The organism is Mucilaginibacter sp. UYP27 (genome assembly GCF_040547175.1).
In the GTDB taxonomy this organism is placed as follows: domain Bacteria; phylum Bacteroidota; class Bacteroidia; order Sphingobacteriales; family Sphingobacteriaceae; genus Mucilaginibacter.
In genome coordinates, this window is record NZ_JBEPPE010000001.1 from 1077392 (window position 1) to 1089959 (window position 12568).

At 45.4% G+C, this 12568-nt stretch carries 13 protein-coding genes; 7 read left to right on the forward strand and 6 right to left on the reverse strand.

Annotation, left to right across the window (positions count from 1 at the left end):
• Positions 1-3 precede the first annotated feature (3 nt).
• Positions 4-1434 carry an L-serine ammonia-lyase gene (locus ABIB39_RS04740; RefSeq protein WP_354427742.1) on the forward strand — a complete coding sequence of 477 codons (1431 nt, stop codon included), beginning with the start codon at positions 4-6 and terminating at the stop codon, positions 1432-1434.
• Between the two features lie 158 nt (positions 1435-1592).
• On the opposite strand, the gene ABIB39_RS04745 is transcribed toward ABIB39_RS04740, so the two are convergent.
• From ABIB39_RS04745 to ABIB39_RS04760, 4 genes are all read right to left on the reverse strand, one after another.
• A complete protein-coding gene (locus ABIB39_RS04745) occupies positions 1593-2036 on the reverse strand; it encodes a lipocalin-like domain-containing protein (protein WP_354427744.1) in 444 nt (147 codons plus the stop codon).
• Between the two features lie 360 nt (positions 2037-2396).
• Positions 2397-3125 carry an SGNH/GDSL hydrolase family protein gene (locus ABIB39_RS04750; protein ID WP_354427745.1) on the reverse strand — a complete coding sequence of 243 codons (729 nt, stop codon included), beginning with the start codon at positions 3123-3125 and terminating at the stop codon, positions 2397-2399.
• The gene (lipB, locus tag ABIB39_RS04755) at positions 3125-3853 is read right to left on the reverse strand and encodes a lipoyl(octanoyl) transferase LipB (protein WP_354427747.1); all 729 of its coding nucleotides are present in this window, start codon (positions 3851-3853) and stop codon (positions 3125-3127) included. Before lipB ends, ABIB39_RS04750 begins: the two co-directional genes overlap by 1 nt.
• Positions 3854-3916: 63 nt before the next feature.
• Positions 3917-4555, reverse strand: a complete 639-nt coding sequence (locus ABIB39_RS04760; protein WP_354427749.1) for a 4'-phosphopantetheinyl transferase family protein — start codon at positions 4553-4555, stop codon at positions 3917-3919.
• Positions 4556-4695: 140 nt separating this feature from the next.
• Between ABIB39_RS04760 and ABIB39_RS04765 the strand changes: the two genes are divergently transcribed.
• From ABIB39_RS04765 to ABIB39_RS04775, 3 genes are all read left to right on the forward strand, one after another.
• Positions 4696-4818, forward strand: coding sequence for a hypothetical protein (locus ABIB39_RS04765; RefSeq protein WP_354427751.1), 123 nt, complete (start codon positions 4696-4698; stop codon positions 4816-4818).
• A 162-nt stretch (positions 4819-4980) separates the two neighbouring features.
• Positions 4981-5517, forward strand: coding sequence for a dCTP deaminase (gene dcd / locus ABIB39_RS04770; RefSeq protein WP_354427753.1), 537 nt, complete (start codon positions 4981-4983; stop codon positions 5515-5517).
• A gap of 61 nt (positions 5518-5578) precedes the next feature.
• A complete protein-coding gene (locus tag ABIB39_RS04775) occupies positions 5579-8275 on the forward strand; it encodes a TonB-dependent receptor plug domain-containing protein (RefSeq protein ID WP_354427755.1) in 2697 nt (898 codons plus the stop codon).
• A 192-nt stretch (positions 8276-8467) separates the two neighbouring features.
• On the opposite strand, the gene ABIB39_RS04780 is transcribed toward ABIB39_RS04775, so the two are convergent.
• Complete coding sequence (locus ABIB39_RS04780) at positions 8468-8590, reverse strand: hypothetical protein (protein WP_354427757.1); 123 nt, start codon at positions 8588-8590, stop codon at positions 8468-8470.
• Positions 8591-8694: 104 nt separating this feature from the next.
• On the opposite strand from ABIB39_RS04780, the gene ABIB39_RS04785 reads away from it, so the two are divergent.
• Positions 8695-8976 (forward strand): ATP-dependent Clp protease adaptor ClpS, encoded by a 282-nt coding sequence (locus tag ABIB39_RS04785; RefSeq protein ID WP_354427759.1) that lies wholly within the window; start codon positions 8695-8697, stop codon positions 8974-8976.
• Positions 8977-8984: 8 nt separating this feature from the next.
• Positions 8985-9203, forward strand: coding sequence for a hypothetical protein (locus ABIB39_RS04790; RefSeq protein ID WP_354427761.1), 219 nt, complete (start codon positions 8985-8987; stop codon positions 9201-9203).
• A gap of 24 nt (positions 9204-9227) precedes the next feature.
• On the opposite strand, the gene ABIB39_RS04795 is transcribed toward ABIB39_RS04790, so the two are convergent.
• Entirely contained in the window at positions 9228-10190 is a 963-nt protein-coding gene (locus ABIB39_RS04795) for an isopenicillin N synthase family dioxygenase (RefSeq protein WP_354427763.1), read from the reverse strand.
• Positions 10191-10369: 179 nt separating this feature from the next.
• Here ABIB39_RS04795 and ABIB39_RS04800 point away from each other — a divergent pair, with 179 nt between their 5' ends.
• Positions 10370-12124 carry a DUF6600 domain-containing protein gene (locus tag ABIB39_RS04800; RefSeq protein WP_354427765.1) on the forward strand — a complete coding sequence of 585 codons (1755 nt, stop codon included), beginning with the start codon at positions 10370-10372 and terminating at the stop codon, positions 12122-12124.
• Positions 12125-12568 lie beyond the last annotated feature (444 nt).

The following is a 12568-nucleotide window of genomic DNA, read 5'->3' on the forward strand; positions in this document are numbered from 1 at the left end:
TTGATGCAACAACGCGAGCAAATTTCTGTATTCGATATGTTTAAGATAGGCATAGGCCCGTCAAGCTCGCATACGCTTGGTCCCTGGCGTGCCGCGCAACAGTTTGTTGAGCTATTGAAACATAATGATGCCCTGCCGCTTGTGGTGCAGGTGAAGATTTTGCTCTATGGTTCGCTTGCCAAAACAGGCCGCGGCCACGGTACCGATATTGCCATAATGCTTGGCCTTAGCGGAGACGACCCCGTAACCTTTGAAGTTGACAAGATTGATAGCAAAATTGCCGGCATAAATAAAATACATAAACTACAATTAGGCGGCGAAAAAGAGATCAGTTTTTTTACCGATGATGACCTGCTTTTTTTGTTTGCCGAGAGCCTGCCATTTCACCCCAACGCGGTAACCTTCCAGGCGCTTTTAAGTAACGAAACCGCGGTATCTGCCACATTCTATTCAATAGGTGGTGGCTTCGTGGTGAAAGAGGGCGAACAAACCACCCATAAAACAGAAGTAGACCTGCCCTTCCCGATAGACACCGCCGGCGACTTACTGCATTGGTGCCGTAAAACAGGCCTTAAAATATCTGAGGTGGTTTTAGAGAATGAGCTTGCCTGGCGTACCGAAAAAGACACCCGCGATAGTGTGTTGAACATTTTTAAAGTGATGCAAGAGTGTATGTACCGCGGTTGCCATACCCCGGGTAACCTGCCGGGCGGCCTTAATGTTGCCCGCCGTGCGTCAGCATTAAATAAACGCTTGTTAAAAGGCCATACCTACAGCAACTACCACGAATGGGTGCAGGCTATGCGCCAAACAGGTAACGGTTTCCAAAATATATTGGACTGGGTGAGCTGCTTCGCGCTTGCCGTAAACGAAGAGAACGCATCGTTTGGCCGTGTAGTAACCGCACCCACTAATGGTGCAGCAGGTGTTATCCCTGCAGTACTGCAATATTACATCAGTTTTTGTGATGGCTTTGATGATGAAAAGATAACACAGTTTTTGTTCACGGCATCAGAGATAGGCAGCATCTTTAAAAAGGGCGCTACCATATCTGCCGCGATGGGCGGTTGCCAAGCCGAAATTGGCGTATCATCTGCAATGGCAGCAGCAGCCCTTACCGAGTGTTTGGGCGGCAGCCAGCGCCAGGTTTTAATGGCGGCAGAGATTGCCATGGAACATCACCTCGGCCTTACCTGCGACCCTATTGGCGGCCTGGTACAAGTGCCTTGTATAGAACGTAACACCATGGGCGCCATAAAAGCTATTACCGCCACCCAACTTGCCCTGCAAAGCAACCCCGATAAGGCCAAAGTAAGCCTTGATGCCGTGGTGCGCACCATGTGGCAAACCGCCCAGGACATGAACTCCAAATACAAAGAAACATCAGACGGTGGGTTAGCTATTAATATACCTATTAGCTTGCCTGAGTGTTAAACGTTATGCAACTTGGGAGACATTTCTATACAATTTAAATAAAAACTTGGCGGGCGTTTTAAGGGTGAATCGGGTAACCCATATCCGTTATTGGCTTCGTTAAGTTTGTGAGAGACATTGATCACGAGCGGGACACTTGCGGTAGCGGCTTAGATACATTACTTTCTTTTTAACTGTTCCACAAATATCGTTTTCCCAACAAAGAAAGAAGTGAATGAAAGCTGATAAGTGTTATTATCAATTCGTTTTATCTCGGCTTTGCCCATGTACAGATCACCTGAGTGCCCCGAAATACCTATAGTTAAATAATCTTGACCGGCCTCTTTGCTTAGGCCAAACTGCCCGGTAGAGGTGTAATTTCCTTCAATATAATACTCTGTAACCTTCCCATCTGCCGAGAGTTCGTATTCGTAATGCTTGCTTACATCAAGGGGCTGTACCTGTGCCTGATCATTGTTGCCATAATAAGTATTTGAAATGGGGACTACCTGCCACCGGCCCGTCAACGCGTTTATGGTAATAGCGGTATCTTCTGGACGATCTTTTTTACAGCCGCAAAATATAAAAGCGATAATAGTGAGCGTGGCGATGAGTTTTCTCATAAATGTGATAAATGGTTATAGTGAAGATAAGAAAAACTCTTCGCCATGGCAAGCTCGGTTTTGAACGGATAGTGCAATTGTAATCGCCACCAGTATAACCAGCAAACGTGTAAACTTATTCAGCACGGGTCAAATTAAGGGTTGTCCCATTCTGTCCCATTCAGAAACGCGTGGGACACCCGCTCAAAAAATTATATCTCTTTATAATACAGTATTTTAGGCGGTTTATTTAAAAATTTCGTCCAAAAAAATGCATGCAAATTAAAATCGCAAAGCGCTGATTGTTAGTATATTGCAAACTGTCTCGCATTGTAAATATAATAAATGGGACATAATGGTAAACGTGACAGTTATTCGGGGTTATTTGGCAGCTAACTGTGCATTTACAACCGGCAACAACTGCGCTACCCAAAGGCTGTACATACTACTTGAAGGGTGCAGGCCGTCGTTAGCTATCAACGTAGTTTCGTAGCTTGCCCTGCGGGATGCGGGGGTAATGTCTACATAGGTGACGCCCAGTTTTTCAGTCTCCTGTTTGTTTATGGCGTTGAACTGATCAATTTCTGCACCTACCTTTTCGGCATCATAACCGCCGTTTTTAGCAAATGGGGTAACGCTCCAGTCGGGGATAGAAAGTACAAAAACATGTTTCTTGTTACCGCCTGCGTAATTGATAGCGCCGGTTAAAAGTTCAATAAATTCTTTCCGGTAATCTTCCCGGCCATACCCGCGAAACTGGTTGTTCACGCCAATAAGCAGGGTTACAATGTTGTAGTCGTGCTTAGTAATGCCGCGTTGGGTAATGCCTTGTTTAAGGTCGCCGGTTGTCCACCCGGTAACAGCAATAATATCGGCGTTGGTTACTACATGGTTGCTTGCCTTTAAGTTTGCTGCCAGTTGGTACGGGAAAGATTTGTCTAAAGGCACAGCCTCGCCAATGGTGTACGAATCGCCAAGGGCCAGGTAAGTTAAAGTATCGGTTGCAGGCATATTGTTATTTGGTTTTTGGGCAGCCGCTTGCGTGGGCATAGTAGCTTTTGTGCAGGCCGCAAAAGTTCCGATCAGGAATAGTGTGGTTATTACCCTCATTATATCATCTCCATACCAAAAAGTACGGAAATATGATGTTTAAGGATTTCTTTTACTTCGTTCATATCAACCTTGCGGCCAAGTTCTGCCTCCATAGAGGTTACTGCCTTGTCATCAATCCCGCAAGGGACGATGTTCTTAAAGTAATCAAGATCGGGATTTACATTAAAGGCCAGCCCATGCATGGTAACCCAGCGGCTGCACCTAACTCCCAATGCGCAAATTTTACGGGCACGCTCGTTATCTGCATCAAACCAAACGCCGGTATAGCCGGGGTAACGGCCGGCGGTTAAGCCATAACCGGCAAGGGTAAGGATGATGGCCTCTTCCAGCGTGCGCAGGTAAAGGTGGATATCGGTAAAAAAATTATCAAGGTCTAAAATGGGGTAGCTTACCAGCTGGCCGGGGCCATGGTAAGTAATATCGCCACCGCGATTGATAGGATAGTAAACGGCATTTTTATCTTTAAGGCCCTGCTCATCTAACAGTAAATGCTCAGCCTTGCCGCTTTTGCCAAGGGTGTAGACGTGCGGGTGTTCGCAAAAAACAAGGTAGTTGGGCGTAGGGGTATCGTCGGGGCTTTCGTCGGTGTTGGTAAGCGCCAGCGTGCGGTTGCGGATCTCGGTTTTTAGCTTAACGGTTTCGCCGAAAAGTTTTTCCTGTCGGTCCCAGGCAACCTGGTAATCCGTTAACCCCCAATCCTGAAATATTACCTTTTTGTTCTGCATTATAAAATTTAAAGAATGCCAATGCATCTGCACATCTGAAATCTGCACATCCGCATATTTTCATTATCCCTTCACGTATCCTATCATGTAATCTTCGTACTGCATATAGCCAACCTCGTAATCAATATCAATTTCGCCCTTGTGCAGCTTTGCCTGCAGTACATCGTGGTGCTGAAACGTAAAGGGCTGCAAAGATATGTTATCTGCAAACGATACCTCTTTTTGCCCGAAGCATTTGTAAACAGCCTCCTTAGCACACCAGCATACATAAAGCTGCTGGATCTTTTGGTGGTCATGTATAAAGGCCAGTTCATGAGGCGGCAAAAACTTATGAGCAATACGCTCTACCTTTTCTTTAATCTGCTCAATATCTATACCTACGGGGCGGGTTTTGCTGATCATCACCGCGGCATAATCAAACGAATGACTAAGCGAGATGTGGTAAGGCAAGCTCACCAGGTAAGGCTTGCCATGGCTGTCAACCTTGGCATCAATGTACTCATCTGTACCCAGCATTTTACGCAGCAGCACGCGGGTGCCCAGCCAATGCAGGTAGCGTTTGTTTTTGCTTAATTTTTTGGTGTAGGCTTTCTCAGTCTCGTCCAACTGCAGTTGTTTGTACAGTTCGTCGGCGGTTTCTTCTATCCGCCAAAGCGCAAACTCTGTATCATCATCAATCTGTTGTCGGTACGCTATAGCCATGAATGGTAAAATTGCAAAAAAGGTAACCAATTTGTATCAGCTAAATATAATAATTAGCGTTAATTATTCGGGTTTGTAACTAATGCGGGCGAACGTACGTCATATAAACACTAAACATTTCGCATCGCAATTAACACAAAATGAAAAGGATATACATTGCTGTCGCCATTTTAGTGGTCGTAGCCATAACAGAAGGTTGCATGAAACAGCGCCTTGCCGAAAAGTATGCGGCAAAAAAAATAAGCGTACAAAAAACGCTTTAAAACCCGGGGTAGGATTAGTGTAAGTGCGCACTGCCAAACGGCGGTGCAATTTGCCGCATTGTACAATTGTATGATGCGGCTTTGTTTTTAATACCAACAGATGTGTAAAACCTGTTGGCAGTTAAGCCAATAAGCAGTAATTTTAAGCCCAGTAAATTTTATATGATCTTATCAGACAAGCGCATCCTCGAAGAGATAGAAAAAGGCAGTATTATTATCGAGCCGTTTAAATCCGAATGCCTGGGTACAAACTCTTACGATGTGCATTTGAGTAAGCATTTAGCCACTTATAAAGACCGTGTATTAGATGCCAAACTGCATAACGAGATCATAAGTTTCGAGATCCCGAAAGAGGGCTTTGTGCTGCAACCCAACACGCTATACCTGGGCGTAACGGTTGAGTACACCGAAACCCACAAGCATGTGCCTTTTTTGGAAGGAAAATCCAGCACAGGGCGTTTGGGGATAGATATCCACGCTACTGCCGGTAAAGGTGATGTAGGCTTTTGTAACACCTGGACGCTGGAAATTTCATGCGCTCAGCCAGTTAAAATTTACGCCGGGATGCCTATAGGTCAGTTGATATATTTTGTGGTAGAGGGCGAGATAGAAACCCTGTACAATACCAAAAGCAACGCCAAATATAACAACCCTACCACCCGCCCCGTGGAAAGCATGATGTGGAAGAATAAATTTTAATAATACAGGCAGTCACAATTATCAGGTAGTATTGTTTATATTGTGATCTACCTGTAAATGTATGGCTTACAAACGTTTTATAGCCGGCCTGTTATTGGCCATTGGTGTTGTTGGCGCTTATAGTTTTAGTGCCGATGATGATATTATTGCTACAGTGCAGCGCCAGCTGGATAAGTGGACCACAACCCATCCCACAGAAAAAGTACACCTTCAATTTGATAAGCCTTATTACGCCGCCGGAGATGATATCTGGTTAAAGGCATACGTTATTACCGGCCCGCAGCACCGCCTGCAACCCGATAGCGGGATCTTGAATGTGGAATTGATAGACGAGCAGGACGCTATCAAACAAAACATAAAACTTCAACTACACAATGGCCTTGCCTACGGCGATTTCGCCCTGCCTGATACTTTGCACGAGGGCAACTACCGCATCCGTGCCTATACACAATACATGATGAATGCGGGCAGCGCTTATTTTTTTGATAAGACTATCAGTATTACCAACGTTATTACTAATAAAGTATTTACAAAAACCACGTTTAACAATACCATCCAAAACCGACAAAATATTACCAGCGCCGATATAAATTATACCGATGCCAATGGCGCGGCTTATTCCGGCAATAGCGTTAATTATTCATTGATGCTTGATAAATCGGTTATAGCAAACGGCAAAGGCGTAACTGATGCCAACGGTAATCTGCATATCAGTTTGCCGGGCGATAACGCCGCGTTGCTAAAATCGGGCAGGATAGTTACCGGTATAAGCGGAACGGGGCAGGGTGGCACAGTTTATAAAAGCATCCCGGTAAAGGCAGTGGCAAGCCAAGCTGATGTGCAGTTTTTCCCCGAAGGCGGAATGCTCGTGAACGGTATCGAAACAAGGGTTGCCTTCAAGGCAATTGGTACAGATGGTTTAGGCATTGGTATAAAAGGCACCATTACTGATAATAAAGGCAAGCAGGTGGCCGAAATGAGCACCGCTCATTTCGGCATGGGCATATTTAATTTTACGCCGCAACTGGGCGATGTGTACAAAGCCAATATTGTTTATGCCGATGGATCAAAAGCAACAATAAATGTGCCTGCTGCTAACAACGAGGGTTTTGTCCTCAATGTAATTCCCTCCGGGTCCGATAGTTTAAAAGTGATCGTTAGCACCAGCAAACAAAATACCAACCTGTTTAGCCTTGTGGCGCAAAGCAATGGTAAAGTTTATTACGCGGCTAAAAGCAAGCCCGGTACTAATGTATTTTCGGCCGTAGTGCCAAAAAGCAAATTCCCTTCGGGGATAGCGCGGTTTACGCTGTTCTCTTCGTCGGGCACGCCATTAAACGAGCGTTTGGTGTTTATAGATAATCCGCAGGATAGGTTGAACCTGTCTATAACAGCCGATAACCAAAGCTATACGCTAAGGCAAAAGGTTAGCCTAAACATCAATGCACAAGATACTGAAGGCAAACCCGCAGTTGGTAGTTTCTCATTAGCGGTTACCGATGAAACAAAAGTGCCGGTTGATGAAAACAATGAGAATAATATTTTAGCTAACTTGCTGCTTACGTCGGACATTAAAGGTTATGTAGAGCAGCCCGCCTATTATTTTAACAACGCAAACGACAAAACCCGCGCCGACCTTGATGTACTGATGCTTACCCAGGGCTATCACCGGTACGATTGGAAAGATGTGCTGAGTGATAATCAGCATGCCAATCGTTACCTGTCGCAAAGCAACTTTATCATATCCGGCAGGGTAACTACACCATCGGGCAACCCGGTTGTGGGTGGCAAAGTGGAGCTGATAAATTATGGGGATGGCCTGCTACAGGTAGATACACTTACCGACCGAAACGGGCGCTTTGCTTTTGACGATGTGATTTTTGCCGATAGTATTAAATTTTTGATTCAGGCACGTAACGCCAAAAACAAACGGGACGTTGTTATAACGATGGACAGTATCCCGACGCCGTCGGCATCCGACTATAAAAACATTGCCGATTTTAAATTGAACACGAGTAATTTCCTTTCGATTTACGCGCAAAATAGCCGTGCAATGTTTTACGAGCAAATGAAATACGGCTTGGGTAACCACGTAATCAGCCTGCGCGAGGTGCAGATCCGCGAGAAACGCAATGCCCTTAAACATTCATCTAACTTAAATGGTCCCGGCAACGCCGATCAGGTGTTTTTAGCTAAAGACTTTTTTAATATGGGCTGCCCCCAATTGGGAGAGTGCCTGCAGGGGCGCTTGTTGGGTGTGATATTCCGCAATGGCATACCTTATACTACCCGGGGTGGTGGCAGAATGCTGGTGGTGATAGATGGGTTGCGTACTTCGGATAATGCTATTAACACAATTAACTCTAATGATGTACAATCTATAGAAGTGCTGCGCAATCCTGGTACCTATGCGGTATATGGCATGGGAGCAAGCAACGGGGTTATCCTCATCACTACAAAACGTGGCGATGAGCCTGTTGACTACCCGCAAACGTTTAGCCGCGGCATAACGCCTTATGCGCCAAAGGGCCTTTACCGTGCACGCGCATTTTATTCCCCAAAATATGATGTAAAGAACCGCCAAACCCTGGCCGATCTGCGTAGCACCGTCTACTGGAAACCCAATATTGTTACCGGCGGTGGTAAGTCATCCGTAGAATACTTTAACGCCGGCAAAGGGAATTACCGTGTTGTTATTGAAGGTATAGACAGCGAAGGCAATATTGGCAGACAGGTAATAAGGTATAAGGTGGAGTAGAGTCAAGAGCCAAAAGCCAAAAGTCGCATTGCGAATTTTTGACTTTCGATAATTAAGATACCCTATTTGGAATTTTCACTTTTTATTTTGACTTAACTGATGCGGATGGGGGCACATATGTTTCTTTATCGTTAGATAAGGTATAGGTTAGGTTTTCTCGTCGTTATGTAATGCAGGCTGTCGCCCCAGTAGTTAAGGTAACGTGTACGGCGATATTTGGTGGTGGTGGTAAAGTTTCTGGCTTTCTTTTGATTGTGCATTGGCTGTTGCAAAAGCAATTGCCAGTAGTGGAAGCAGGGAGGCGCTTCGTTTCATTTTGTGATTTATTAAGCATAAGTGTGTTGCGTGTAATTTTTATAAAAGGATAAACATCATTATAACTCATTTATTACTGTTTTTAAGTAAATTTGCTGATACATATGCCAACCGAAGTACAGGAAGAGACCCTCACCTTAGAGGAAATATTAGCGGGATTAAAAGAAATGCACCGCCTTATATTGTGGAATGACGATCATAACAGCTTTGAACACGTTATCCACTGCATGATGAAATATCTGGATTATACCGAAACCCAAGGCGAAAAAATTGCCTGGAAGGTGCATAACGAAGGCAAATGCGCGGTATTGGAAGGTTCATTCACCGAAATGGAGATCTACCGAAAAATATTACAGCAAGAAGGCCTTACCGTTAGCGTTGACTAAATATTGCAATGAAAAATAAAAATAATTTTCTCTTGTTCCTCACTATTGGGATAATAGTGGGTATAGTATTCCATAAGCTTGCACTTGGGATGATATTCGGAATGGCTATAGGGATGATACTTGATAGCCGCGCGGCGAAACAAAGCGCTCAAGATAAAGCAAATGTCGGTGAAGAAACTACTGGTAATATCGACGACGAAAACCAGGATCTAAACAATCCAAAATAGACTTTAAAAGACCTTTTAGTTCCGTTACATTTTTAAACCAATCTCTCGTAGTCGCTCGTCAAGATATTCGCCGGCGGTGATGTCGGTATATAGTTTTGGGTGCTGTTCATCAATAGTTGAGGGCAGGCTGGCAAGATCCATATGGGTTTTTGGGTGCAGGAAAAATGGTACCGAAAAACGTGAGTTCTTCATTTGCTCGCGCGGTGGGTTAACCACCCTGTGCGTGGTAGATTTTAGTTTGTTGTTAGTTAAGCGTTGCAGCATATCACCTACGTTAACCACAAGGTCTTCGCCAAAGGCTGTAACCGGGAACCATTGATTGTCGCGGGTTAGTAATTCAAGCCCGTCGGCGCTGGCGCCAATCAAAAGGGTAATCAGGTTAATGTCTTCGTGTGCACCGGCACGTACAGCGTTATCAGGTAGTGCATCGGGGTCTTCTATCGGGAAATAGTGCAGGGTACGTAATATCGAGTTACCATTGTGTACCTTATCATCAAAGTAATTTTCATCAAGCCCTAAATAAACCGCGATGGCGCGTAACAGGTATGTGCCTGCCCCTTCCAGTTTTTTATAAACTTCTAAAGTGGTGGCATTAAACTCAGGCTTTTCGGTTACCTTAATGTTGTCCGGATAAAGTTCCTTTATCGGGTCGCCATCGGTAACGGTTTGGCCTATCTGCCAAAACTCTTTAAGGTCCGGCACTTTAAAGCCTTTTGCAGTTTCCTTGTTTTTGCCGGTATAGCCACGCTGGCCTGCAAGGCCGGGAATCTCATATTTCATTTTAACATCCTCGGGTAAAGCAAAAAGGGCTTTTACCTGGGTATACAGCTCATCTATCAGGTTTTTACTTAGGCCATGGTTGGTAATGGTTACAAAGCCGGTTTCGTTAAACGCTTTTCCGATGCTGTCAGAAAATGCTTTGCGCTCTTCGGTACTGCCGTTAATATAGGTATTAAGATCGAGGCGGGGGATGTTTACTGTGCTCATACGTTTGAATATTACAGGGCAAAATTATCTAATTTTTTATGGAGATACGGCCCGTGTCGAATAAAATATCTGTTATGATGGATTTGTTTTATAACATTGCTTTTAAAACAATTAGCCGGTTAAACGTTTGAATTAATAACCAGTCGAATACAATATACCAGTTATATTAATCTCAGAGTATGAAAACCTTAAATAAAATATTGGGCATAGCCGTATTGGCGTTCATGATCACATCCTGCGCCCCAAGCAAAATTATGGCCCAGCAGGAGGGCGAATATATATCAGACCAGCAATTTTATGACGAGCTGCAACCTTACGGTACCTGGATCTACGACCAGCAATACGGTAACGTTTGGATCCCGGACGTAGAAGAAGATTTTAAGCCTTACGCTACTCGCGGTTATTGGGCTATGACAGATGCCGGGAATACCTGGGTGTCCGATTATCCGTGGGGATGGGCAGCCTTCCATTATGGCAGGTGGCACTTTGATAATTACTACGGCTGGGAGTGGTCGCCCGGGAGCGAATGGGCTCCGGCATGGGTAAACTGGAGAGATGGCGGTGGTTATTATGGCTGGGCACCAATGGAACCTAATGTAAATTATGACAATGGGTCTTATTATGATGATAACAATTATGCCATTAACGATAACTATTGGGTGTTTGCACCTTATGCATACATCAATTACCCTAACGTTTATAACTACTATGTGCCACATAACAGGGTCAATGTAATTATCCGTAATACTAACTGGGTGCGTAACCGTTATACTTATAATAACCATAGCTATTATAGCCCAAGGCGCGAGGATATACAGCGTTACAGTGGCAGGCCGGTAAGGGTTTATAATATAACCAATACGAGCAGGCCATCGCGCACTACGGTTAATAATAATAATATTAGTGTGTACAGGCCGGGGGTTAGGACTAATGCAAATGCGCGCCCTGCAAGGGTGGTAGATGCAGCAGCCTACAGGCAGCAAAACCCTGCTCAACGTATTGGCGGCAGTAGCAGTAGTCGTGGTACACGTTATAATCCGGCCAATGCATCCAAATTGGCCGAAGCAGCAAGGACCAATAACCCTGATGGGAAAGTAGTGAGGGTTAACAATAACAACGCTAATGTTGATGGCAGGCCACGTACCAACCCTGCTAATACAACACGCCCAACATCGCCGCAGGGGACTAATAATCCTAATAATAATAACGGAGCAAGGCCGGGCCGCGGTACACGCCCGGCTGTAACCGGTGATGCACAACAACAGCAACAACAAGTTCGCCAGCAGCAACAACAAACACGCGAACAGCAAAGGCAACAGCGCGATCAACAAACGCAGCAACAACAAGCTACGCAGCAACAAACTGATCAGCAAAAACAAGTCGCCGAGCAGCAACGCCAGCAACAGCAACAAGCGCGCGAGCAGCAGAAGCAACAACAGCAGCAAGGCCAGCGCCCAAGCCGCGGTAGCCGCCCTGCAGTTACTGATGATGCCCAAACGCAACAACGCGAGCAGGCCCGCCAGCAACAGGAGCAGGTGCGCCAGCAACAAACCCAACAGCAGCAGGTGCGCCAACAGCAAGTTCAACAACAACAAGCTCGTGAGCAACAACAACAACAACAAGCCCGTCAACAGCAAGAACAGCAGCGCCAGCAACAGGCCCAGCAACAACAACAGGCACAACAGCAAGTTCAGCAACAGCAAGCCCGTCAACAGCAAGAACAGCAGCGCCAGCAACAGGCCCAGCAACAACAACAGGCACGGGAGCAGGCTCAGCAACAACAAAAACAGCAGCAGGAGCAATCCCGTCAACAACAGGAGCAGCAGCGCCAGCAGCAACAGGAACAACAACGCCAACAGCGCCAACAACAGGAGCAGCAAAGGCAGCAACAGCAACCTCGGGAAACATCAGGCGGCAGGCCTGCTCGTAACTAAAGGCACTTATAACAAAAAGCACAGACATTACGCCTGTGCTTTTTTGTTGTAGAGCTATTTTACCCCGTCTACACCGCAGGCTAATTACATAGGTTCGTGGGTTATTTTGTAAAAAGTGTTAAACCCATCAGGAAAGTTGTTAAGCTTGAGTTTTCGCGCATGGGCTTTAAAACCATGTTGATGCTTTGGGCGATGATGGTTGGCAGATGTGCTTGCTAAAACATAGGTATGGCCCTTTTCTATCAGGTGGCCAAGTAACTGTAGGGTGAAGGGTGTTTTTATGGTTGGACCCAGTTGTCATTGAGGATCGGGTGCTTACACAAAAGGCCGGGACATAGCCCAGCCTTAAAATTATTTCCCGATGGTTTATACAGCCGTAGGCCTGCGGACGATGCTAAATATTAAAGATATAACCGCAATAACAAGCAACGTGAGTAAGGCTAC